22 protein-coding genes are annotated in these 23595 nt (G+C 63.6%); 9 read left to right on the top strand and 13 right to left on the bottom strand.

Translation table 11 applies throughout. The features are described from left to right. Positions 1–167: 167 nt before the first annotated feature. The 6 genes from IB272_RS20645 to IB272_RS20620 form a co-directional block, all read right to left on the bottom strand. Positions 168–1511: an epoxide hydrolase family protein gene (locus IB272_RS20645; RefSeq protein WP_034799663.1), complete on the bottom strand. Its 1344-nt coding sequence runs from the start codon at positions 1509–1511 to the stop codon at positions 168–170. Between the two features lie 82 nt (positions 1512–1593). Next, positions 1594–2391, bottom strand: a complete 798-nt coding sequence (locus IB272_RS20640) for an SDR family oxidoreductase (RefSeq protein ID WP_192444869.1) — start codon at positions 2389–2391, stop codon at positions 1594–1596. A 329-nt stretch (positions 2392–2720) separates the two neighbouring features. Beyond that, the gene (locus IB272_RS20635; protein WP_246810390.1) at positions 2721–4046 is read right to left on the bottom strand and encodes an acetamidase/formamidase family protein; all 1326 of its coding nucleotides are present in this window, start codon (positions 4044–4046) and stop codon (positions 2721–2723) included. Positions 4047–4109: 63 nt separating this feature from the next. Further along, entirely contained in the window at positions 4110–4304 is a 195-nt protein-coding gene (locus IB272_RS20630) for a hypothetical protein (RefSeq protein ID WP_060530346.1), read from the bottom strand. 182 nt (positions 4305–4486) lie between these two features. Continuing rightward, positions 4487–5227, bottom strand: coding sequence for a peptide-methionine (S)-S-oxide reductase MsrA (gene msrA / locus IB272_RS20625; protein ID WP_246810389.1), 741 nt, complete (start codon positions 5225–5227; stop codon positions 4487–4489). A gap of 9 nt (positions 5228–5236) precedes the next feature. Beyond that, the gene (locus IB272_RS20620; RefSeq protein WP_192444866.1) at positions 5237–7006 is read right to left on the bottom strand and encodes a cytochrome c biogenesis protein DipZ; all 1770 of its coding nucleotides are present in this window, start codon (positions 7004–7006) and stop codon (positions 5237–5239) included. 226 nt (positions 7007–7232) lie between these two features. On the opposite strand from IB272_RS20620, the gene IB272_RS20615 reads away from it, so the two are divergent. From IB272_RS20615 to tsaA, 4 genes are all read left to right on the top strand, one after another. After that, positions 7233–8177, top strand: coding sequence for an iron ABC transporter substrate-binding protein (locus IB272_RS20615; RefSeq protein WP_348646800.1), 945 nt, complete (start codon positions 7233–7235; stop codon positions 8175–8177). Positions 8178–8294: 117 nt separating this feature from the next. Next, positions 8295–9302, top strand: coding sequence for an iron ABC transporter permease (locus tag IB272_RS20610; RefSeq protein ID WP_034799652.1), 1008 nt, complete (start codon positions 8295–8297; stop codon positions 9300–9302). Further along, on the top strand, positions 9299–10123 hold the full coding sequence (locus IB272_RS20605) for an ABC transporter ATP-binding protein (protein WP_192444864.1): 825 nt from the start codon (positions 9299–9301) through the stop codon (positions 10121–10123). Before IB272_RS20610 ends, IB272_RS20605 begins: the two co-directional genes overlap by 4 nt. After that, positions 10098–10619 carry a tRNA (N6-threonylcarbamoyladenosine(37)-N6)-methyltransferase TrmO gene (gene tsaA, locus IB272_RS20600; RefSeq protein WP_192444862.1) on the top strand — a complete coding sequence of 174 codons (522 nt, stop codon included), beginning with the start codon at positions 10098–10100 and terminating at the stop codon, positions 10617–10619. The genes IB272_RS20605 and tsaA overlap by 26 nt, the downstream gene beginning before the upstream one ends. Positions 10620–10677: 58 nt before the next feature. On the opposite strand, the gene IB272_RS20595 is transcribed toward tsaA, so the two are convergent. The 6 genes from IB272_RS20595 to ligD all read right to left on the bottom strand — a co-directional run bounded on the left by IB272_RS20595 (position 10678) and on the right by ligD (position 16942). Continuing rightward, entirely contained in the window at positions 10678–10884 is a 207-nt protein-coding gene (locus IB272_RS20595) for a molybdopterin-binding protein (RefSeq protein WP_034799649.1), read from the bottom strand. A gap of 163 nt (positions 10885–11047) precedes the next feature. Then, on the bottom strand, positions 11048–11821 hold the full coding sequence (gene xth / locus IB272_RS20590; RefSeq protein WP_192444860.1) for an exodeoxyribonuclease III: 774 nt from the start codon (positions 11819–11821) through the stop codon (positions 11048–11050). A 13-nt stretch (positions 11822–11834) separates the two neighbouring features. After that, positions 11835–12476 carry an alpha/beta family hydrolase gene (locus IB272_RS20585; protein WP_113136224.1) on the bottom strand — a complete coding sequence of 214 codons (642 nt, stop codon included), beginning with the start codon at positions 12474–12476 and terminating at the stop codon, positions 11835–11837. A gap of 1 nt (position 12477) precedes the next feature. Beyond that, the gene (locus IB272_RS20580) at positions 12478–13560 is read right to left on the bottom strand and encodes a tetratricopeptide repeat protein (RefSeq protein WP_192444858.1); all 1083 of its coding nucleotides are present in this window, start codon (positions 13558–13560) and stop codon (positions 12478–12480) included. Beyond that, the gene (locus IB272_RS20575) at positions 13560–14444 is read right to left on the bottom strand and encodes a Ku protein (RefSeq protein WP_034799645.1); all 885 of its coding nucleotides are present in this window, start codon (positions 14442–14444) and stop codon (positions 13560–13562) included. The genes IB272_RS20580 and IB272_RS20575 overlap by 1 nt, the downstream gene beginning before the upstream one ends. 26 nt (positions 14445–14470) lie before the next feature. Then, a complete protein-coding gene (gene ligD, locus IB272_RS20570; protein ID WP_192444856.1) occupies positions 14471–16942 on the bottom strand; it encodes a DNA ligase D in 2472 nt (823 codons plus the stop codon). A gap of 134 nt (positions 16943–17076) precedes the next feature. On the opposite strand from ligD, the gene IB272_RS20565 reads away from it, so the two are divergent. The 3 genes from IB272_RS20565 to IB272_RS20555 all read left to right on the top strand — a co-directional run bounded on the left by IB272_RS20565 (position 17077) and on the right by IB272_RS20555 (position 21105). Further along, complete coding sequence (locus tag IB272_RS20565; RefSeq protein WP_112772179.1) at positions 17077–17724, top strand: TetR/AcrR family transcriptional regulator; 648 nt, start codon at positions 17077–17079, stop codon at positions 17722–17724. Between the two features lie 164 nt (positions 17725–17888). Further along, a complete protein-coding gene (locus IB272_RS20560; protein ID WP_112985874.1) occupies positions 17889–20168 on the top strand; it encodes a methyl-accepting chemotaxis protein in 2280 nt (759 codons plus the stop codon). 127 nt (positions 20169–20295) lie between these two features. After that, positions 20296–21105, top strand: a complete 810-nt coding sequence (locus IB272_RS20555) for a PhnD/SsuA/transferrin family substrate-binding protein (protein WP_060518324.1) — start codon at positions 20296–20298, stop codon at positions 21103–21105. A gap of 25 nt (positions 21106–21130) precedes the next feature. Here the strand turns inward: IB272_RS20555 and IB272_RS20550 are convergent, their stop codons facing one another. Then, the gene (locus tag IB272_RS20550) at positions 21131–21874 is read right to left on the bottom strand and encodes an SDR family oxidoreductase (protein ID WP_192444853.1); all 744 of its coding nucleotides are present in this window, start codon (positions 21872–21874) and stop codon (positions 21131–21133) included. A gap of 97 nt (positions 21875–21971) precedes the next feature. On the opposite strand from IB272_RS20550, the gene IB272_RS20545 reads away from it, so the two are divergent. Further along, positions 21972–22877, top strand: coding sequence for an AraC family transcriptional regulator (locus IB272_RS20545; protein WP_192444851.1), 906 nt, complete (start codon positions 21972–21974; stop codon positions 22875–22877). Positions 22878–23006: 129 nt separating this feature from the next. Continuing rightward, positions 23007–23594, top strand: coding sequence for a YqaA family protein (locus IB272_RS20540; protein WP_034799640.1), 588 nt, complete (start codon positions 23007–23009; stop codon positions 23592–23594). The last annotated feature ends 1 nt before the right edge of the window (position 23595 follow it).

Raw genomic sequence — 23595 nt, 5'->3', positions numbered from 1 at the left:
TGTTGAGATCTCCAAAACCCCAACAGGATAAGCCGAAAGGCCGGAAGCGTGGCTGTCCCTCAATCATCACCTGCATCTCAGTGATCCGTTCTCTCAGCGGACGCGGTCTCTTTCATGCCACCTCCTTTGTTGCGACGGTGGGGCGCGCTTTCGCACGCCTCTTCCTGTCAGCTCGGTTGACGCAGTGACTTGAATGAAGCCCTCAACTCGTCGACTAGGGCTTGCGGCTGTTCCCAGGCTGCAAAGTGCCCGCCCTTGGCGAGACGATTATAATGGATGAGCTTGGGGAATGCCTTCTCCGCCCAGGATTTTGGTGCCTGATAAAGCTCGTCCGGGAAGGCGCTGACGGCCACCGGGATCTGCACGCCCTTCGGCTGGAAGAAGGCAAGCTTGTTTTCCCAATAGAGCCGTGCCGACGACACGGCGGTATTGGTCAGCCAGTAGAGCGTGACATTGTCGAGCACGTCATCGCGCGTCAGCCCTTCCGGCTTGCCATCGAAGACGCGGGCGATCAACTCGTAGCTGCGGGCATCGTGGTCGAGCATCCAGCTCGCAAGCCCGATCGGCGAATCCTCAATCGCATAAAGCGTTTGCGGACGTTTGCTCATCTCCTGCGCATAGGACAGCCCGTTCCGGTAGAAGAAGTCGAGCTGCTCATAGGCGCGGCGCTCGTCGGCCGAAAGGTTCGCTGGTGCCGGCTGGCCGGCATCGAGGCTCTTCTGGATCTCGTCAGGCACGGTCGCCGGCATGTTGGTGTGGATCCCGAGCAAGCCCGCCGGCTGCTGCAGCGCCATCTGCTCGGTAACAGCGTCGCCCCAGTCGCCACCCTGCGCGACGTAATGGGAATAGCCGAGACGCTGCATCAGCACTGCCCAGGCGCGCGCGATCCGGACAGGGTCCCAGCCGCGCTCCGTCGGTTTGCCGGAGAAGCCGTAGCCGGGAAGCGAGGGGATGACCACGTCGAAAGCATCGGCTTCCGTGCCCCCATGCGCGTTCGGATTGGTCAGGGGATCGATGATCTTCAACTGCTCGATGATCGAGCCCGGCCAGCCGTGGGTGACGATGAGTGGCATCGCGTTCTTATGCTTGGAGCGCACGTGAATGAAGTGGATGTCAACGCCGTCGATGTTGGTCACGAACTGCGGCAGGTCGTTGAGTGTCTTCTCCACGCGGCGCCAATCGTAGTTTGTTGCCCAATAGTCGGCGAGCTTCTGCATGGTGGCAAGCCGCACGCCCTGGGTGCCGTCCGCCACCAGTTCGCGATCCGGCCACTTGGTCGCCGCGATGCGCTGCTTGAGGTCGGCAAGTGCGGCATCACTGGCGTGGAATTGGAAAGGGCGGATGGATTCGTCCGTGGCCGGTTTGGCAGCCGACGTGATTTGGACGTCGCCGCCGGCGGACACGCCCGCCGCTTGAGCGGCGAGCGGAGGAAGCAGGATCGCGATCGCGCCCGACAATGCCAAGGCGGCCAGTCGGCGGTTTTGGACAATGGGCATGGAACGTCTGAACATCATCATTCTCCTGGTTCGATTGGCGAGGCGAGGAACCGCCTCGAAAGTCCGGGTTGGAAGGTTGCCGGAAGGTGAGCGGGCGCTAGCTCCCGATACGGTAGCGAGCAGCCGGCGTTTTCCTGGAAAGGTTCGGCATCAGCTTCTGCCGTGCGGCCTCATAGTCTGCCCAGTCAGCGGCATCCGGCAGCGCTGGGATAGTGATCACTTCGCCCTGGTCGAGGCCGGCAAGTGCCGCGTCCACCATGTCCTCGGCGCGCATGACGATCTCGCTCGGCACGTGTTCGATGGGGGTGCCGGCAATGCCCCAGAAATCGGTGGCGGTCGCACCCGGCAACACGGCCTGGATGCGGATATTCTTGTCGGCAAGTTCCTTTTGCAACGACAGGGTGAAGGCCAGGACGAAGGCCTTGGTGCCACCATAGACGCCGTTCAGAACTTCCGGCGCCACGCCGACGATCGAGGCGATGTTGATGATCGTGCCAGTGCTGCGCGCCGCAAATCCGGGTGCCACCGCATAGGTCAGCCGCGTCAGCGCGCTGACGTTGAGCGTGATCATCTCGTCCATCTTGTCGACATCGGAGGCGAGCAGCGGCGCCGTCGCGCCGACCCCGGCATTGTTGATCAGCATCGTGATGCTCGCATCGCTTTCGAGGATCTTCTCGACCCGCCTGACATCATCCCTGTTGCCGAGGTCCGCAGCGACGACTTCGATGGCGCGGCCGGTTTCGTCCGCCAGCCGGCGGGCTAGATCGTCGAGGCGTACGCGGTTGCGCGCGACGAGAATGAGGTCATATCCGCGATGTGCCAGGCGGTCAGCATAGATCGCGCCGATACCGGACGAAGCACCGGTGATCAGTGCAGTGCCTTTTGATTTGCTCATTTCAAGCTCCTTTGCTTGGGTTGGAGCCTCGATGGTACGGCCGAAAGATCGCGTCTCAAATGTCATAATTCCGTCTTTTCAGGACATAACCCGCCTGGGCGGACGCGAACCAAATTTCGCCGTGACCATGCGTGTGCTGTGTATCCGCGATGTGTTCGGAAGCGGCCTCTGTGTATCGCAATGTTTGAACGGCCGCGCACGGCGGCAAACCGATACGAAATGCCCTGGGGTTTCTGACGCCTGCGCCTTAGCGTCAGAAATCAAAACGGGGCCGACATGACGTCGGCCCCGCTATCATCTGCAAGCAACTCCCTGAAAATACAGGAGGCTCAGAGATTGTAGAGACTGCGCGCGAACGCGCCGATGCCCTTTGCGTCGAGCAGGCTGAGCGGGGCACGAAACGTTACCCGCGCCACGCCCGGATGGCGGCCGATCTCGATTGCACCTGCGATCGTTGCCCGGTTCATCACTTCGGGAACGCTGAGACCGAGCAGGTCTGCCGCCCGCTCCAGCCCGTTCGTGGTCGCATCGTTGAGGTTCGCGCCCGTGCCGATGAAGGTGACCGGGGCGTCAGCTTCCACCTCTCGGACACCGTGCTTGCGGGCAAGTGCCGCCACCCGCGTGCGTTCCGCCTCGTCGAGCGGACGTGCAAGGAACGGTACATCATCCAGCACCGGCAGAAGGATCGGCCCGTCGATCTTGAGCCCCTTGATGACATGGACCTCCAGCGTCACCGTGCCGGCGACGTCGCAGGTATGGCCGGCAATTTCGCCGTCGCCCTGCAGGGCATGCATGTCCCCCATATAGATGCCACCACCCGGCACCTTGACCGGGCAGATCAGGATCGCGCCTTCCCGCACGGTATTCACGTCCATGTGGCCGTCAGTCTTATGCTGGACGAGTTCGTCCGCGGTCAGGGAGTAAGCATGTGGTGCGTCGGTCAAAAACTGGCCGAAATCGCCGGCATTGTGCGAGTCCGGCATCGCCTTCGACGGCGTCGTGCCCAATTGGCCGAGGAATGGCCGAAGCCTTGTGGCAACACCGATGAGGTCCGCTGGCGCGAAGGTCAGGATCGGATGCTGGATCGAGCCGTCCGGCAGGGCCAGCAGCCGTTCCGCATCCGTGGCAAAGGTCTCGGCAGTCGCTTTGCCGACGGTCAGCCCCACCTGGCGCTCATCGTCGAAGGCGATCGTGTAGCCGTTGGTGAAGATGAAGGGCGTCGCGTCCGCGCCGCACTTCTCGCAGCGGATCGCAGTCTGGCCGATGCCCTCCACGCGCGTGCGCGGCCATTCCGTGCCGCAGCCCGGGCAAACGGCCGCGCAGAAGGGATCACCGTTGAAGCGACCAGCCACCACCTCGTCGTTGCCCGAGGCCGTCGCCGCGGACGTGACGATCAGCGATCGGATCCGAATGGCAACGGCGTCGCCGATTTCAGCGCCCGCGACCGCCACAGGGCGCGTCACCTCATGTCCGCCGCGGATCTCCGGCGTGATCATCGGCCCCCAACATCCCGGCGCCGTGTTCGCGATGATGACACCGCCATCGGCGACAGGCCCCAGCATCGGCTCGGCGGGGTCGAGTATCCCGTTGGTCAACTCGTTGACAAATACTGTCCGAGCCCCGGTCGTCTGGCGCTCTCTCGTTTTCTCCAGCATGTCACTTTCCTCCAGGTTGATTGGCATCAAAGGTTCGGGCCGCCCGTCTCGGCGGTACTATCGTCAGTCGAAGAACGGATCGGCAAACTCCTCGTGCGGCGCCTCTTGCAGCAATCCTGCTCCCTTCTCAGCAACCGTTGCAGATCCGGAACCGGAGACGAGTGCGGCAAGAAGCGAGGGTTCTCTCGGGTCGCTATCCCAGGCGCATGGTGCCGCCGCGAGCGCGGCGATGGCGAAAACTGTCGCGAAGATACGCATGATGGCTCCTTCCGTTATTGATGTCAGCAGCGGCGTTTCGTCGCCGAAGGCTCGAAACGTGCTCGCGGCCAGAGTGTCTCTTGGACGTATCGCGGGTGCGTGCAGCAGGCCGCGAAACTGTATCCTTGTGTAAAGGCCCGAACCGGCGCGCCCCTTCGGGAGGCCTCACGGCACCTCATCAGCTAAGAAGCGCTGTCTGACACAAGCACCGGCTTCTGCCGATAGAGGCCCGGAAACAGACGATGCAGCGCGCCGATCTTCGGTTTCTCGTAGATGACCACATAGGGCTGGCCGGGATTGTTGTAGACGTAATCCTGGTGATACGCCTCGGCCGGGTAAAAGGTCTTGCCGTCCTCGATGGTCGTCGCAATCGGGCGGCTGAAAACGCCGCTCGCATCCAGTTGCGCGATATAGTCGGTAGCAACCTTCGCCTGCTTTTCATCGCGCGGAAAAATCACCGATCGATATTGCGGTCCGCTATCGGGTCCCTGCCCACCAAGCTGCGTCGGATCATGAGCGACGGAGAAGTAGATCTCGAGCAGCTTGCCGTAGCTCACCTGCTTCGGGTCGAACGTGATCTCCACCGCTTCGGCATGCCCTGTGGCGCCGGTCTCCGTCTTTTCGTAGGTCGCCGTCGCGGCGTTGCCGCCCGCGTATCCTGACGTGACGCTCGCGACGCCAGCCACGTGCTGGAACACCGCCTGCACGCCCCAGAAGCAACCGCCGGCAAAGACCGCCGTCTGGCGGCCGTCCGTCGGCGCGATATCGTGGAGCGCCTTCGGCACAGGCCTGGTCTCCTGTGCCGCCGACGGCGGCCCGTTGAGAACGAAGGTCAATCCGCCACCGACCATGGTCGCGGCGACGAGAAGGCGTCGCGTGAGGGCGGACCAGGTGCGCCCGCGCCGTTTTTCATTGTCGCTCATGGCAAACTCTCATCCAAAGGTGAAAACGAAGGCTTCTGCGCCGGGTGCGAGAAAGCGGATCTCGAAGGTCCGCTCCCGGGCTGCTCCGGACTGGCGGACGAGTTGATAAAGGCGGGTCGCCGTAACGGTACCTTTGCCGGCCGCATCGATATCCGCGCCATGGTCCGCGCCCGGCGCCACCCCATCGATGGTTATCTGAAACGGGACCGGCCTGCCGCCGGCGCCAGTGCCGAGCACCAGGTGCAGGTCCCGCGCGCGGAACCGGTAGGTGATGCCGCCGCCGGCCTCGTTGAGGCGTGCCTCTTCGGCGCCGACCGTCCAGTTGCCGGTCAGCCCCCATTCATTGAGCCCCGGGTTGCCGACCGTGTACCCCGCGGACGTATTGGCCGAGACGCCCTCGGGCGAGACGAAGTTTGCGGCACGCGCATAACCGACATAGGTCTCGCCGGATCCGAGGCGTGCCAGGTCCGGCGAGGCCTCGGCACCCTTTGCCTCCGGTTTGACCAGATCGCCTTCGGCCTTATTCTTGCCGGCGGCTTCCGCCAGCAGATCCTGGATCACCCGCTCGGATCCTTCATAGTCGCCCTCGCCGAAATGGGTGTAGCGGATCTGCCCCTCGGCATCGATGAAGTAGTGGGCCGGCCAGTAGCTGTTGGAGAAGGCGCGCCAGATGGCGAAGTTGTTGTCGATCGCCACCGGATAGGTGATCTTGAAATCGCGCACCGCCTTCTCGACGTTGCCGATCTGCTTTTCGAAGGCGAATTCGGGGGCGTGCACGCCAATGACGACCAAACCTTGGTCCCGGTACTTCTCCGCCCAGGCCCGAACGTAAGGGATGGTTCGGATGCAGTTGATGCAGGAATAGGTCCAGAAATCGACGAGAACGACCTTGCCGCGGAGCTCGGCCGGCGTCAGCGGCTTCGAATTCAGCCACTGAACCGCGCCGTCGAGCGACGGAAATTGCCCTTCCACCGGAAGGTCGCTGCGATAGGCCGCCTGTCGCGTATCCTTTGCGGCAAGGGTCATGCGGGTACTTGCGACGTCCACGGGCGAAGCACCGCTGCGCAGGCGATCGAGGATCGACTGTTCGACGCCCGACGTGCTGGCATAGGAAAGCTGCGCCAAAAGACCGGTGTCGAGCCCCAGCGCGATCGCGCCAACACCGGCGAGCACCGCAACGCCGAGACCCTGGCGGATGCGGTCGCCAAGGCCGAGGAAGCGCTTCATCGCCGCGAATACTCTGGCACCGGCCAGGACGGCGAGCGCCAGCGAGGTCGCAGCACCGGCCGCATAGGCCACAAGCAGCAGCGTGGTCTGCGCATTCGCGCCGTTCAGCGCCGCCCCGGTCAGCACCAGACCGAGCACCGGTCCGGCGCAGGGCGCCCAGAGCAATCCGGTCGCAACGCCAAGGAGGATCGAGCCGCCGATGCTGCCCTTCTCCCCGGTCGCAGCCTTTCTCGACAATCGGTTGCCGAGTTCCACGAGCGGACCGGTCACAAAGGCGGCAGCCCGCGTCGAGAGCAGCGTCACGCCGAAGACTGCGAGCATTGCGATCGCTGCGTAGCGGCCATAGGCGTTCGCCTGCACCGCCCAGTTGCCGCCTAGGGCTGCAAGCGAGGCGATACCCGCAAAGGTCACGATCTTGGCGAGCAGCATCGGAAGAATGCTGGTGGAAAAGGGTTGGCCGGCGCGGGCAAACACGAATGGCAGCACCGGCAGGATGCACGGGCTGACGATCGTCAGCACGCCGGCAAGATAGGCTACAACAAAGAGGATCATCACCGTCTCTCCGCATGGGATCAATGCCCGAGGCACAGATCGCTTGTCACGTGCGGCAGAGGACCATCGCGACGTATCGCGGATGTTTCCGACAGGAGCGGATTTGTATCTCAGTGCATCAGGGTGGCTCCCCAATCATCGCAAATCGCGCAATCAATATATTCCATGAGATATAACGCTATGTCATAGTGCGGCCTGACCGATCCCTCTCGCTATCGTGGCCTTCATGTTGAAATCTCTTGCGATAATCTTCTCAGCCGTGCTCGGCCTTGCCTCAGGCGCCGCCGAGGCGCGTACGATCACCGATGCCGCCGGGCGGACGGTTGAGGTTCCCGATACCATCACCCGCGTGCTTGCTGCCGGCCCGCCGGCCTCGGTGCTCACCTATGTTCTGGCGCCGGACAAGCTCGCCGGCTGGGCGCGCGAGCCGACGGAGGAGCAAAAAGCATATCTGCTACCGTCGGTCCGCGACCTGCCGACCTATGGCCAAATCACGGGCAAGGGCGGCAGCGCCAATGTCGAGGCGGTGCTTGCCGCCAAGCCGGACATCATCCTCGACGTTGGAACCGTCAACGACACCTACCGCTCGCTGGCCGACAAGGTGCAGGCGCAGACCGGCATTCCCTACGTGCTGATCGATGGACGCTTCGCTGATAGCGGCAAGACGCTGCGCGACGTCGGCGCGCTGCTTGGCGCGGCCGCACGCGCCGAAACGCTCGCAACCTATGCCGACCAGCGGATCAAGGATCTGAACGACAGTCTCGCCATGATACCGGCCGATCAAAGGCCGCGCGTCTATTATGGCCGCGGCCCGGAAGGGCTGGAAACGGGGCTTTCCGGCTCGATCAATGTCGAGATCCTGGAAGCCGTCGGCGCCGAAAACGTCGCGGCGGCAGCCGGCAAGGGCAGCCTGACCCAGGTGTCGCTCGAACAGATTCTCTCCTGGAACCCGGACGTCATCATCGCGGCAAGCGGAAAGTTCGCAGCCTCGGCAAAGAAGGACCCGCTCTGGGCCGACGTGAAGGCAATCACGACCGGTCGAGTCTTCACCGCGCCGTCCCTGCCTTACGGCTGGTTCGATTTCGCCGCCTGCGATCAACCGAGTGATCGGTGTCGTCTGGCTGCAGAAGCTGTTTTATCCCGACCGCTTCAAGGGGGACCTGAAGGCTGAGACCCGCGATTTCTACAAGCTGTTCTACCAGGTCGACCTGACGGACGAACAAGTGGCCACGCTCCTGAAGGGGGCGGTGCCGGCTTCGAAATGAACCGGAGGCAGGAAACATCGGGCATGCTGGCCGACGGGCGCAAGGGCAATCTCTGGCTCCTCGTCGGCCCCCTCCTCCTGCTCGCCCTGGTGTCGATGTCGGTCGGCAAATATGCCGGCCCGTCGGAGATCGCCGGGGCGCTGCACGCGGCCCTATCGGGACAGCCGAGCGACCCCGTTCTTTCAACCGTGCTCTGGAACGTGCGGCTGCCTCGGGTGGCGGGTGCGATCCTGATCGGCGCAGCACTTGCCGCAGCCGGCGCCACCTATCAGGGGCTTTTCCGCAATCCCCTCGTCTCGCCGGATATCCTTGGCGTTTCCGGCGGTGCCAGTCTCGGCGCCGTCATCGGCATCTTTCTGTCGCTGCCGGTCCTGGCAATCCAGGCGATCAGCTTCGCAGGCGGGCTGCTCGCCGTCGCCGCAGTCTATGCCGTCGGCATGGCAATCCGCGGACGCGATCCGGCCCTGACGCTCGTTCTGGCAGGGATCGCCATCGGCGCCCTCGTCGGTGCCGGCATATCGCTGATCAAGATCCTCGCCGATCCCTATGACCAGTTGCCGGCGATCACCTATTGGCTGCTCGGCAGCCTCACTGCGATCACGCGTCTCGACGTCGTTTCGATCCTGCCGTCGCTTTTGATCGGGCTGGTGCCGCTGGTGCTTTTTCGCTGGCGCATGAACCTGATGACGCTCGGCGACGAGGAAGCCCAGACCTTGGGCGTCGACACGCGTCTTACCCGCGCATTGCTGATCGCGGCGGCAACGCTGATCACTGCGGCGGCCGTCTCCGTCAGCGGCGTCATCGGCTGGATCGGCCTCGTCATCCCGCACATTGCGCGCATGCTGGTCGGCCCGGACTTCCGCCGCCTGCTGCCGGCCTCGATGATATCTGGTGCTGCCTATCTGCTTGTTGTCGACATGCTGGCGCGCAGCATCGCGCTCATCGAAGTGCCGCTCGGCATCCTGACCGCTGCCGTTGGTGCGCCCTTCTTCCTGTGGCTGCTCGCCTCCGGCCGGAGGGCCTGGCTATGACGCTGGACATCAGGGATCTCGCCTTCGGCTATGGCGGACGCACGGTAGGCGAGAATGCCTCCCTGTCGCTTGAGTCCGGCGAGGTGCTGGCCCTGCTCGGCCCCAACGGCGCCGGCAAGACGACGCTGTTCAAGACCGTCCTCGGCCTTCTGCCAGTTAAGGCTGGAGACATTATCCTGGACGGACGACCGCTTTCCGCCTGGTCGCGGCGCGAACGCGCCAGGCAGATCGCCTATGTCCCGCAGGCGCATGCGGCACTTTTCCCGTTTACAGTGCTGGAGGTGGTGTTGATGGGGCGAGCCCCTCACCTCGCGCCGTTCTCATCGCCTGGCGCTCGCGACCGTCGGATTGCCATGGAAGCGCTTGGCGGCCTCGGCATGGCCCACCTTGCCATGCGCCCCTATACCGAGATCAGCGGTGGCGAACGCCAGATGGCGTTGATCGCCCGCGCACTGACGCAGGAACCCGCCATCCTCGTCATGGACGAGCCGACCGCCAATCTCGACTATGGCAACCAGATGCGGGTGCTTTCGCATGTCCGAGCGCTGGCGGCACGCGGGCTTTCGGTCGTGCTTTCGACGCACAATCCGGATCACGCCTTCCTGGTCGCGGACCGCGTCGCCCTTCTCCACGCCTCGAAACTCAGCGCGCTCGGCTTACCCAAGGACGTGTTGACGCCCGCCTCTCTCAAACAACTCTACGACATCGATGTGGTGATCGGCTCGATCGACGGCAGCGACGCCCGTGTCTGTGCGCCGCGCCTCACCACCCCCTCTGCAAGGAAAGGAACTGACCATGGTCCGCCAGAACGAAATCCGTGAGAACGAGGTGGCCGTGGTACCGCCCGCGGCAACCGACGCCGGTCTCGTCTTTATCGGCCGCATTTCCACGCCCTGGACCTCGCGCATGGAAACCCCTTGCCAGGGTCGGCATGACGGCCCTGTCTGCCGTATCGAAATCTTCGAACCCTGGGTCCTGGCGCTGAAAGGCGTGGAGGCGTTCGAGCGGCTGGAAATCCTCTACTGGCTCGACCGTTCGCGGCGCGATCTGGTGTTGCAAAGCCCAGCCAGCAACGGCGAAGTGCACGGAACATTTTCACTGCGCTCGCCGGTTCGGCCGAACCCGATCGGCACCTCGATCGTCAAGCTCGAAGCCGTGGAAGGCTCGAGCCTTCTCGTGCGCGGCCTTGATTGCCTCGACGGTACGCCACTCATCGATCTCAAGCCCGACCGGACGCTGTTCAAGCCGATTGCGCCGCCGCAACGCGGCGACTTCGAGACCGGCGACGGCAAAGCGCATTACTGCCAGAAGGCGTGATCCGGTCGCGATTTGGCAGGGCGCGACGGTCGATCCACGCGCCCTTGCCGCAAGCGTATCAGTCGATGCCGACCATGACATCCGAGGCCTTGATGACCGCATAGGCCTCGCCACCGACCTTCAGGCCAAGTTCGTCGACCGACTCGTTGGTGATCGCTGCAGTCACGATCGAGCCGCCGACGTCGATCCGGACATGGGCGGTGGTTGCGCCCTTGATGACTTCGACAATCTTGCCCTTGAGGCGGTTGCGCGCGCTGATTTTCATGCGGTTCTCCTTCGTGTTGACCAGGCTGAATGTCGCGGTCACCGCATTCAGCCGCTAGGCCAGACGGGGTTTAGCCCGGATCGCGGCTGCGAATAGCGGCGTTCGAGGCGAAACAGTATCACCGTCGCGCATGGACGTGCAGTCTCCCCGCAGCATTGTCAGGTCAATCGCGGAGCGTGATCCACACCGGCGCATGATCGCTCGCACCCTCCGTGCCACGAACCTCCCGGTCGATGCCGGCACCGGTAAGCTTGCGGGAAAGCTTGCGGCTGAGCAGCATATGATCGAGCCGAAGCCCCGCGTCGCGCTGCCAACGGTTCCGGCGATAGTCCCAGAAGGTGAAAAGCTGGTCCTTCGGGTGAATCTTGCGCAGCGCATCGAGCCAGCCCTGGTCCAGAAGTTCGCCGAATGCGGCGCGGCTTTCGGGCTGGACCAGCGCATTGTCGTCGTAGGAGGTTGTCGGGTAGATGTCGCGCGGCTCCGGAACTATGTTGTAGTCGCCGGCAAGCACGACAGGCAGATCGAGGGCGAAGAGTTCGGCGGCATGTTTGGCCAGACGCTCGTGCCAGGCAAGCTTGTAGACGAACTTGGGGCCTGGCTGTGGGTTGCCGTTGGGCGCGTAGAGACAGGCGACCAGGATGCCGCTGACGGCAGCCTCGATATAGCGCGCCTCGGCATCCGACGGGTCGCCGTCGAGCCCGACACGGGTCAGCACCGGCTCGCTATCTCGGGCGAGGATCGCCACACCATTCCAAGCGGATTGTCCCTGCCACACGGCGCCGTAGCCGGCCGCTTCGATCGCCGAGCGCGGGAACTGGCGATCGGGCGCCTTCAACTCTTGCAGACAGACGATGTCCGGCTCCGCCTCGCCCAGCCAGGCGATCAGGTTGTCGAGCCGCCTGTTGATGCCGTTGATGTTGAAGGTGGCGATCTTCATTCCGGCGATCGGATCAGCGTGTCAGCCGGGCAGCCCAGGCTGCCACCGCATCGGCCAAGGTCCTTAAGTGATCGGCGGTCGAAAAGCCGGAAATGCTCTTGCGCGGTTTGAGATCATGGTCTCCGTCCTCGAGCCACAGGACTTCGATCGCATCGGAAAGCACGTAGTTCTGCACTTCCTCGCGCGTGCCGAATTCGTCGCGGGTTCCCTGGCAGATCAGCGTCGGCGTCTTGAGGCCGGCCAGGTGCTTGGTGCGCAGTTGCTCGGGCTTGGCTGGCGGATGGAAGGGATAACCGAGGCAGAGCAGCCCGGTGATCCTGCCGGCCGCATGCAGCGGATCGGCGATCATGCTCGCGACGCGTCCCCCCATCGACTTGCCGCCGATGATAAGTGGGCCTTTGACGTCCAGATCCTCGATGGCGGCGTGATATTCCGGATTGAGCGTGTCGGCGCGAGGCGGCGGCTTGCGCCCCTCAACGGTACGCCTTGCCGCCATATAGCCGAACTCGAAGCGTGCAACGCGAAAGCCTGCCGTCGAAAGCGCCGCTGCGGTCGCGGTCATCGAAGCCGAATCCATCGGCGCGCCGGCGCCATGGGCAAGAAGGATGGTGACCGCGGCATCGTCGGGTCCGTCGAAGAGAAATTTGTCGCCCACATCAGCCTGTTCTCGGGCGGCTCTGCAGGTCGACATATTGCACGCCGCGCTCCGCCGTTCGCGCCCATTCGCTATCGCTATCGAGTTCGAGATAGCGGGTCCACCAACGCTTCGCCTCCGCGAGATCGCCGGCATCGAATTCGAGTTTCGCCAGGTTGAAGACGGCGTCGGCATAGTCGCCGTCAATCTCGATCGCCTTCCCGAGATGCCTGCGCGCGGCGTCGATCCGCCCCCGTTCGTTCATCAGCCCCGCGAGGTTGAACCAGGCCTCGACGAAGGATGGATCGAGCTTGATGGCGCGGGCGTAATCATGGGCCGCATCTAGCTCCCGTCCGGCTGCCTTCAGGCAATTGGCGCGGTTGAAGGCCGCGACCGAATCCGTCCGGTCCATAGCGAGATAGCGTTGATAGAAGGCCGCAGCCTCCAGGTAGTCGCCATTGGCTTCCGCCTCCTCGGCCAGATCGAAGAGATCTTCCAGGGCGGCATCGTCGGGTGTGTCGAGATCGAAGAGCAATTGCCCATTCAGCTCGCTCAGGCCCTCGGCGCTGCGGGCATAGATCGCATCGGTGCCACCGTGGTGCAGCGAAAGCGCCGTCAACGAGGCGACCGGTCCGGAGCGATGAACGGACCGGGCGATCGCAGTCCAACTCGCGCCGCTGGCAATCAGCTCGGCATATTTCCTGGCGAGGATGAGGTCGCGGAACGAGTAGGGCTCGCTGCCATGCTCGAAAGCGTCGAACAGCGAGAGCAGGTCGAAGATGCGCGGCGAGAGCCTCGCCTGATCGATCAGCGACTGGCGACTAAGCGCGGACGCAGCCGGCACCGACATCAACCCCAAAAGGCGAAGAAAGCCGTTCTCGCTGATAAGCCACCGCCCGGACGAATGTTCGGCATCGAAACGGGCTTCGATCTCCGCCTCACTCGATTTGGCAAGCAGGCTGCGGCCGAACACCAGATAGGTCGTCTGGCGCGTCACGCCGCGACGCACGTGGCCGTGCTGGCGCTCGACCTCGCGCGCCACAAGCCGGCGCGGGAAGGCCGACAACGCCCCGACGATACCGAATGTCTGGCCTGCAACAGCCATCAGGCTTTCTTCTTCGCGGCCGGCTTTGCCGCCGTCCGCTTGGCTGGCGCTGCCGCCTTGGTGGTTTGCTTGGCTGCCGGCTCGGCCTTGGGCTTGCTCTTTGCAGGCGGCTTCGACTGCGACAGGCTCGCCTTCAGCGCATCCATAAGGTTGATGACATTGCCGCGCTCAGGGGCTGCCGCAATGATCGGCTTATGACCTTTGAGCTTCTCGCGGATCATCTTCATCAGCGCGATCTCATAACGATCCTCATAGTTCTTCGGGTCGAAGACCGTCATCTTCTGCTGGATCAAGGCTTCGGCAAGCTGCAGCATTTCAGGGTCCGGATGACCAACGGGTACATTGCCGAAATATTCAGCGGTTCCGCGCACTTCGCTCGGGTTTCTCAGCGTACAGACGAACATTCCGGTTTCGCGCGCGCCGATGGTCACGACGCGTTCACGGCTCGAAAGCACCAGGCGCGCGATCGCCACCTTGCCGCTCTTTTTCAGCGCTTCGCGCAGGACGACGAAGGTTTCCTCGGCCATCGCGCCGTCGGGCGCGAGATAATAGGGCGCGTCCTGGTAGATCACGTCGACGGAGCCTTCATCGACGAAGGCCTCGATGTTCATCGTGTGATTGGATTCGATCCTGACGCTGTCGAGATCGCTGTCCTCGATGATGATATATTTCTTGTCCTCGTATTCGTAGCCCTTGACCAGATCCGAGCGCTCGACGAGCCCGAGTTCCGGATCGACCGGCTTCATGTTGATCCGGTTGTGGGTGTCCTTGTGCAGCTGGTTGAAGCTGATGCGCTCGCTCGAACTGGTCGCCGGATAGAGCCTGACGGGGCAACTGACGAGACTGAGTTTGAGATAACCTTTCCAACTTGCCCTGGGCGCCATTGATGTCTCCTACGCGGCCAAACGCATTACGTCCTCGTTTCGGACAGAAGCGGCAGATCCTTGGCAAAGTCGTCGATATCCGCCCAGGGATCGCCGAAAGTATCCAGAAGTCCAGGCAGCGAAGAATAGTTCAAATCCTCCGGAGCGTCGATAGTCTCCAGATCCGCCCACTGAAGCGGGGCCGAAGCCGGCAGATTGGTGCGTGCCCGCAGCGAATAGGGAGCGGCCGCCGTATGGCTGCGGGCATTGCGGTGGAAGTCGATGAAGATGCGCTTGACGCGGTTTTCCTTGCCCATGGTCGTGGTGAAGGTCTGGGGTGCGGCCGCCGCCAACCGCGTCGCTATCGCGCTCGTTGCCTGGTGTGTCTTCTTCCAGTCCAGCTTCGGCTTGACCGGCACCACGACGTGGATGCCGCTGCCGCCAGACGTCTTGACGAAAGGAACGAGGCCGATTGCTTCCAGCTCGCCGCGAATATGGACCGCTGCCTCGACCACGTCGCGCCACGAGATCCCCTCGCCGGGATCAAGATCGAAGACGACGCGATCGGGCTTCTCCAAGCGCGTGCGCCGCGAACCCCAGCTATGAAGCTCGATCACGCCGAACTGAGCGAGCGCAAGATAACCCTTCGTGCCTTCGATCGAGAGGAAGGACTTGCTCTCGCCCTCGGAATTGGTCGCGTTGAAGCCGACGATGGAGGGCGGCATGCCGGTGAAGGGATGGCGCTGGAAGAAGCAATCGGCCCGCTTCCCCGTCGGGCAGCGGAAAAGCGACACCGGTCGTCCGAGGATATGCGGCAGCATGAAATCGCCGACGAGCGCATAGTAGACGGCAATGTCGAGTTTGGTCGGTCCGGATCTTCCGAACACCCGGCGGTCGGCGTTGGTCACCTGGATCGTCGCCAGGTCGGCGTCCGTGATCAGCCGCTTGCGCGGCGCCGTCGCCGGGGCCGAAAGCTCGACATCGCGAAGCCCCTTGAACACCGCATGCCGCAAGACATTGTCGGTCGTGCGGTTGGAGTAGTGGATGCGGGCGGATAGCACCGGCCGCACCCAGAGGATTTCCCTGGGCGCACCGTCCAGCGCGGTCTCACCCCCGCGCAAGGCTTGCAGCCGGGCGAGTAATTGCTTGGCTGTCGCCGCATCGAAGCCGGTGCCGACCTTGCCGCGGTAGTGCAGCTCGCCGTCCACCCACTCCCCGAGCGCCAGTGCCGCCAGCCCCTCGGCCGCCTCGGAGACGGTGTAGCCTGCGATCACGAAGTCTTCGCTTTTGAGCGCTTTGGTCTTGGTCCAGGTCTGGGTGCGTCCGCTGCGGTAGGGTGCGGAGGCACGCTTTGATACGATCCCTTCCAGCCCCAGCTCGGCCGCCTGATCGTAGAGCCCGCGCCCGTCACCTTCCACATGGTCGCTGAACTGAATGGCGGAACGGCTCGATATCTGCCCTTCAAGCAGCTGCGCCAGCAGACCCTTGCGCTTTTCCAATGGAACTTCGGCGAGATTCCAGCCGTCGAGATGGAGGATGTCGAAGGCATAGAAGACGAGCTTGCCATCGGTCCCGGATGAAAGAGCCTCCTGCAACAGCGAGAAGCGGCTAATGCCCTTGTCGTCGAGAGCGACGATCTCGCCATCGATCATCGCTTCCCGACAAGGCAACTTGCGGAATGCGTCTGGCAGATCGCCGTAGCGTTTCGTCCAGTCGAGCCCGCTGCGCGTGATCAGCCGTACGGAACCATCCGAGAGATCCGCCATCGTGCGGTAGCCATCGAACTTGATTTCGTGCAGCCAGGTCTGTTCTCCCGGTGAGGCCCCGGGCGGTTTCGGGGTCGGGCTGGCGAGCTGCGGCTCGATCCGCTGCGGCTTCGGACCTTTCACAGCGCCCGGCAACGAGCCGGGCTTGAGGACGGCCGGCTTCGCCGCTTTAGCCGGCTTCTTTGGCGGCTCGACCAATTCTTCGATGCGCCGCCCGCTTTTCACGCTCTCCGGGCGTGCCGTCAGAATGTCGACATCAGGATCGGCGGCTGGATCATGCTCTTTGAACAGCAGCCAGTTGCGCGTGTCGTCGTCTCCCGGTTTCGGCTTCAGCCGCGTCAGCATCCAGCCGCCATTGAGCTTTTCGCCGGCTAGACGGAACTTGAACGCGCCGGTTCTCAGGCTCTTTTCGATATCGTCCATCGGTGCCCAGACGCCGGTGTCCCAGACGATCATCGGCCCACCGCCATATTCGCCTTCCGGGATGACGCCCTCGAAGTCGATGTAGTCGAGCGGATGATCCTCGGTCTCGACAGCCAGCCGTTTGTCGGCGGGGTTGAGCGACGGCCCCCTGGGGACCGCCCAGCTTTTCAGCACGTCGCCGACCTGTAATCTGAGATCATAGTGATCGGCAGTGGCATGGTGCTTGTGCACGACGAAACGATTGCCCTCCGCGCCACTTCTTCCGGCAGGCTCCGGCGTCCGGGAAAAGTCCCGCTTCGCACGATAGGTCGTGAGTTTCGACGTCGCCATGCAGCAAAGCTAGAACGTGTTCGCAAAGGTCGCAATATCCGCCACGGTCAGGACAGGCGGCACAGAAAATTTCGGAAAACAATTGCTTTCTCAACTCGGCTCACCTAAAAATTCGATGAATTTGGAAAGCCGCCATGATCGAAAAGCAGAAGCCGCGACGCTCCCGCGGCCGTCCCCAGGTCCGACCGGACGACGAGACGCGCCAGGTGATCGTCCTCGCCGCCGAACGGCAATTCTGCGACTTCGGCTACGAGGCGGCGAACATCAACGTCATAGCTCAGAATGCCGGCGTTTCCACCAAGACGCTCTATCGGCTGTTTCCCACCAAGGCCGATCTCTTCGAGCGCGTCATCTCCCTCAGGATCGCCGAGTTCGTACTGGAAGCCGATGAAGAGAACCTGGAAGATCTGGGCGTAAGGGGTGGCCTGGTGCACCTGCTTGCCGCCTACGGACATCTCGTGCTCTCGCACGACACGATCGCGATCATCCGCCTGGTGCTCGCCGAGGCAGAACGCTTTCCCGAAGTTGCTGCCACCTTCTGGGAACAGGCGATCCAGCGGACAAGTGCCACCTTGGAGCGATGGCTGAGGACGCAGGTGGCCCACGGCCGGCTCGCGGTGGCAGACCCGCGTCTGACCGCAGGCATGCTGCGCGGCATGATGGCGATGGAGCCGCAACGCGCCGTCATGATGGGTTGCCTTGGCACCATCGACGAGGCGACGATCACGGCGCGAGCAGAAAGCTGCGCCGACATTTTCCTGACAGGCGCCTTGCCGAGATAGAGCCGTCGCTCTTCACGGCAAACTTTGGCGATGTCATCCAGCTGTCATCAAGCTGTAACGTGAGACAGTATAACTCTCCGCGCGGAAGCCCTTCCGCCGGACGCATGAGGCGTCGCGACCAGCCTTCGGCATGGCCTCCTCCCCTTGCACGTCCGGTGATTGTTATGCGTTTGTCCGCGAAGCTTCCTCTCGCTGCGGCGGCTCTGGCCGCCTTTTCCATTGCTGCCACCAGTCTTGCCAGCCTGACCGTCAGCGGCAATCTCTCGTCACGCGCGGCAATCGAAAAGCTGGAGGCGCTCGCCGATGCCCGCCGCAACGAGCTACGCCATTACCTCACCACCGTGGAAAACGACCTGCGCAATCTGCAAGCACAGAAGTCCGTCGCCAAGGCGCTAACCGACCTCAATGGCGCAGCCGCCAAGTTCGGGGAAAAGACCGAAAGCGAATTGCAGCGCCGCTATCTGGCGGAAAACCCCAACGCCGAAGACAAGCGCGCCCTCTACAGCTCCGCCGGCGTCGACGACTACGACGCGCTGCATGCGCGCTATCACCCGTTCTTCCGGCGCTTCGCGGAAGCCCACGGCTATCGCGACGTGCTGCTCGCCAATCTCAGCGGCGATGTCGTATACGCCCTCAACAAGAAGCGGGATTTTGGCGTCAACCTCAAGGACGCGGCCTGGAAGGACACCGGGCTTGGCCGCGTCTTCCGGGAAACGGCCGAGGGAACGGACAAGAGCAAGCTCGCCTTTGCGTCCTACGAGGCCTATTCGCCGCTTGGCGGCAGCCCCGCTGCGTTCGTCGCCACCCCCCTGGAATCGATCGACGGCAAGATCGGCACGCTGATCCTCGAAATGCCGGATGGGCGCATCGGCGAAATCGTCGGCAACCGCACGGGCCTTGGCGAAACCGGCGAAACGATTTTGCTCGACAGTAACGGGTTCTTCCTCGCCGACAGCGCCGCCACACCCGGCAACGATATGCTGAACGCCCGGATCGTGGCCGACCAGCCGGCGGAAGACGGCATCGTCAGCAGCAGGCTTGCGGATTTCCGCGGCGAGGAAGCCCAGATGGCGGCCACCAACCTTGATGCTTTCGGCACGCGCTGGACCATTGCTGCGGTCATGACCTCGCAGGAGGCCTTTTCCGCGGTTACCGCCTTGCGCAACTGGACGCTCGCGACCGCGCTTGCCGTCCTCGCGGCTGCGCTGGCGATCTCCATCTGGTACTCGCGCCGACTGACGCACCCGATTACCGGTCTCGTCCGCGACATGAGCAGGCTCGCCGATGGCGACACGACGATCAGCGGTGTTGGCGGTACCCGCAAGGACGAGATCGGTGACATGGCCCGCTCCGTCCTTGTTTTCCGCGACGCTCTTCGCGACCGTGCCCGCCTCGAAACCGAGGCAGCGGAGACGCAAACCATGATCGAGGAGGAACGGCACGGCCGCGAGACGACCCAGGCCGAGGTATCGCGCCAGATCAACGAGGCCGTCGAAATGCTGGCCTCGGGGCTCGAACGTTTGTCCCACGGCGATCTGACGGCCCGCATCGACCGCCCCTTCGGCGCCGGCTTCGATCGCCTGCGCTCGGACTTCAACCTGTCGCTGGAGAGCCTGGCGGTCACGCTCGGTGACGTGAAGGCGAGAAGCGCCGAGATCGACGGCGAGACCGGCGAGATGCGCGACGCCATCGGCCAACTCGCCAAGCGCACCGAACATCAGGCGGCGACGCTGGAGGAAGCGACCGCGGCGCTCGGCGCAATCACCGCCACCATCGGCCGCACCGCAGAACACGCCACATCCGCAACCACGATCGCCGCCGCTGCCAAGGCGAGTTCCGATCGTTCGGGTCAGGTGGTGATGAACGCCGTCTGCGCCATGGCCCAGATCGAGAAGGGATCGGTCGCCATCTCTCAGATCATCGGCACGATCAACGATATCGCCTTCCAGACCAACCTCCTGGCGCTGAACGCCGGGGTCGAGGCGGCGCGTGCCGGCGAAGCGGGTAAGGGCTTTGCGGTCGTTGCCCATGAGGTGCGGGAACTCGCGCAGAAGTCGGCGCAGGCCGCCCGGGAGATCAAGGCGATCATCACCGCGTCGGCCGAGGAAGTGGCGAAGGGCGTTTCTCTCGTCAGGGCCGCTGGCGACGCGCTCGACGAAATCTCCGGTCAGATCCACGCGATCAACGAGCAGACGCTGCAGATCGCGGGCGACGCGCGCAACCAGGCAACCGACCTGCAGCACATCAACCAGACCATGCTGTCGCTGGACGCCGTGACCCAGCAGAACAATGCGATGGTCGAGGACAGCACCGCCATGACCCACAGGCTCTCAGGCCAGGCATCCGGCCTGTTCGATCTGGTCGAGCGCTTCCGCACGACATCCAGCGGACGTCGATCTGAAACGGCCGCGGTGGAGCGGGCTGGCCTTCGCCGCACGGCCTAGCACCGCACATCGGCGCCGCCATCCAGACGCATGGCTGCCACCGCTTTGGCGCCGCGACCACGGCCTTGACGCTTCGCCGAACGCATTTTACGCCATGGCGGGAGTGCTCATGGAGCGCGGGGAAACCATGCGGATAGCCAGCCTTGCGATGTATGTCAGCCCTCAGCCGCTCGCGGCCGCAACGGCAACGCTCTGGGCGTTCCTGCGCGACGACCTGCGGCGCGAGGGCCTGACGGATGTGCCCGACCGATTGGACGCCGTCCTCCATCATGCCGATGCCTGGCTTCATCCGGCGCTGCTGCTCGCGCAAACCTGCGGCTATCCCTACGTGCGGCATTTGCGCGGCAAGGTTCGCCTTGTCGCTACGCCGGTCTACGGGCACCCGGGCTGCGACGGGCCCGACATGTGCAGCTTCGTCATCGTGCGAGCAAACGCACCGGTCCGTTCCCTCGAAGATCTCCGGGGGACACGGGCTGCCATCAACGATCCGATCAGCAATTCCGGAACCAACCTGTTGCGCGCCGCGATCGCGCCCCGCAGCCGCAATGGCCGGTTCTTCTCCTCTGTTGCCGAAACCGGCAGCCATTTGGCAAGCATAGATGCGGTTGCATCGGGCACTGCCGACGTGGCCGCCATCGACTGCGTGACCTATGGCAACACGCAACGTTTTGATCCGGAACGCGTGGCCGGTCTGCGGGTCTTGACCGCCACCGCCAGCACGCCGGGCCTGCCTCTCGTCACCCGCGGCGACGCCTCGGACGACGAGCTTTTGCTGCTGCGCAGTTCACTCGGACGGGCGATCACGGAGCCCCATTTGGCTGAGGCCCGCGCTGTGCTTTCCCTAAAAGACTTCGCGGTTCTGTCGGATGCCGATTACGAGCCTGTGGCGGAACTGGCGCGGTTCGCGCATCGTCTCGGCTACCCCGAGATCGCCTGAAGACGCGCAGTTGAGTTCAGGTACGTCAGCCTGCCTGTGCCAGCGCCACCGCATCGTCGCCGGCCGGGAAATGGAGCTGGCCGGACAAATCGTTCGCCGCTTGCCAGACGGCCTCCGCGACGTCGGCCTCGGTCGTCACCAGAGACGGTGCTGCAAATTGGGCGAAGATCGGCGCTGCGAATTCGGCATAGGCCTCGGGGATCAGGTCCTCGACCCGCATCGTCGTGTTGTGAGCAAAGCGCGTGGTTGGCGCGTAACCTGGCTCGACCAGCTTGACACGGATATCGAAGGCGGCAAGCTCGTGGGCAAGCGAACCGGTGAAGCCAGTGATCGCCGTCTTGCTGGCGGTATAGGCGGCAGCCAGCGGCATGGAAGCAAGCGTCACGCTGGAGGTGACGTTGACGACGACGCCGGACCGGCGAGCACGGAACTGCGGGATCACCGCCTGGGTCATCGCCATCACGCCGAAGGTATTGGTGTCGAAGACCTTGCGGATATGGGACATCGGCGTTGCCTCGAAGGCACCCACCACGCCGATGCCCGCATTGTTGACGAGCGCATCGATCGGACCGCTTTCCGCGATGGCGGCTGAGACGCTGTCGGGATTGGTGACATCGAGTGCCAGCAAACGAAGCCGCTTCGAATTCGGCAGAATATCGTGTCGGGGCGAGCGCATCGTGGCAATCACGCCCCAGCCTTCGGCATGAAAGCGGCGCGCAGTCTCCAGCCCGTAGCCGGAAGAGCAGCCAGTGATCAGTACGGTCTTCATAGCGGTATCCTTCGTGGTTGCGATGGAAACGGAGTACTGCGCGGACTGCGGACGTTCTACGGCTTGAAGTCCTGATTTTATTTGCTAGCATCCTGAAATGACCGATCCTCTCTCGCAGCTCATTCAGCTTCTCCGCCCACGCACAGTGTTCACCAAAGGCATCAGCGGTGCCGGCCGCTGGGCGGTTCGCTACTCCGAATTCGGTCATCCGAGCTTTTGTACCGCCATCGAGGGATCGTGCCGGCTGGCAGTCGATGGCGCGGCGCCGGTGACGCTGCAGGCGGGCGACTTCGTGTTGTTGCCTCGCACGCCCGGCTTCACCATCTCGGGCTTCGATCCGGTTCAGCCGACCTTCATCGATCCCAAGGCGGCGCCGTCACCGGTCGGCGAAGTTCGCCATGGCAGGCAGGACGGCGAACCGGACGTGCGCCTGCTCGGCGGCTATTTCGTCCTCGAGTCGCCCGACGCCGGACTGCTCGTTTCGCTGCTGCCGGCATTGATGCATCTGCGCGGGATAGAACGGCTTTCGACGCTCATCCGCATAGTGGGCGAAGAAGCACGCGACGTACGCCCGGGCCACGACCTGGTCCTCGCACGCCTTGTGGAAGTGATGCTTGTCGAGGCGCTTCGATCAATTGAAGGGGAGAGCGCGGCACCCGGCCTGTTGCGCGGGCTGGGAGATGCGCGGCTGGCGGTGGCCATTCGCCAGATCCACGCCGATCCCGCCCATCCCTGGACCGTGACGGAGCTGGCGCACGAGGCCGCACTGTCGCGCTCCGTCTTCTTCGAGCGCTTCACGCGCGCCGTCGGCGTGCCACCGATGGAGTATCTGCTCGTCTGGCGCATGGCGATCGCCAAGGACCTGCTGCGGCAACGCGAACTGGATCTTGCCGCCGTCGCCGAACATGTCGGCTACAGCTCGGCAAGCACCTTCAGCACGGCCTTCAGCCGCCATGTCGGGCAACCGCCAGGGCGCTACGCGCGCATGGCGGCTGCCCGATAACGCCGGCACGGCTTCTCGTGAGAATTGTCTCAAATACAGAAGTCAGCCACATTTACACCCTGCTCTCTGGCCTATAGACGAGCCTTGGGGCCTGTAAACGGACCCCGGGCCAACAGAGAACCGCACCTCATGCTCCGACGCCTGTACGATTGGACAATGTCGCTCGCCACACGGGAAACCGCCATTGTCTGGCTTGGCATCATTGCCTTTGTGGAAAGCTCGATCTTCCCGGTTCCGGCCGATCTTCTCTTGATCCCGATGGCGCTGGCGCGCCCGGAACGGGCCTGGCGCTATGCGCTCGTGGCGACGGTCTGCTCGGTACTTGGCGGCATCGCCGGCTGGTATCTCGGCCATTATGCCTTCGACACCATCGCAAGGCCATTGCTCGAGTTCTACGGCAAGCTCGACACCTTCGAGCACCTGAAGGCCTCGGTCGACAGCGAGATGCTGGCATTGCTGCTCGTCACCTCGGGCCTGGCGCATCTGCCGCCGATCAAGGTCGTGACCATCCTTTCAGGCGCCGCCAACATCAATCTCGGCCTGTTCATCGTCTCGGCGATCATTGCCCGCGGCGCGCGATTCTTCCTGCTCGCCTGGCTGCTGCGCCGTTTCGGCGAAGAGATCCGGGATTTCCTCGAAAGGCGTCTTGGCGCGCTGGCGGGCGCGGCGGCGACAGTCCTGATCTGCCTCTTCGCCGCACACCGCTTTCTGTCCTGAC

The organism is Ensifer sp. ENS08 (assembly GCF_014852195.1).
Classification (GTDB): Bacteria; Pseudomonadota; Alphaproteobacteria; order Rhizobiales; family Rhizobiaceae; genus Ensifer; species Ensifer adhaerens.
This window is presented reverse-complemented; position numbering and strand designations above follow the sequence as displayed.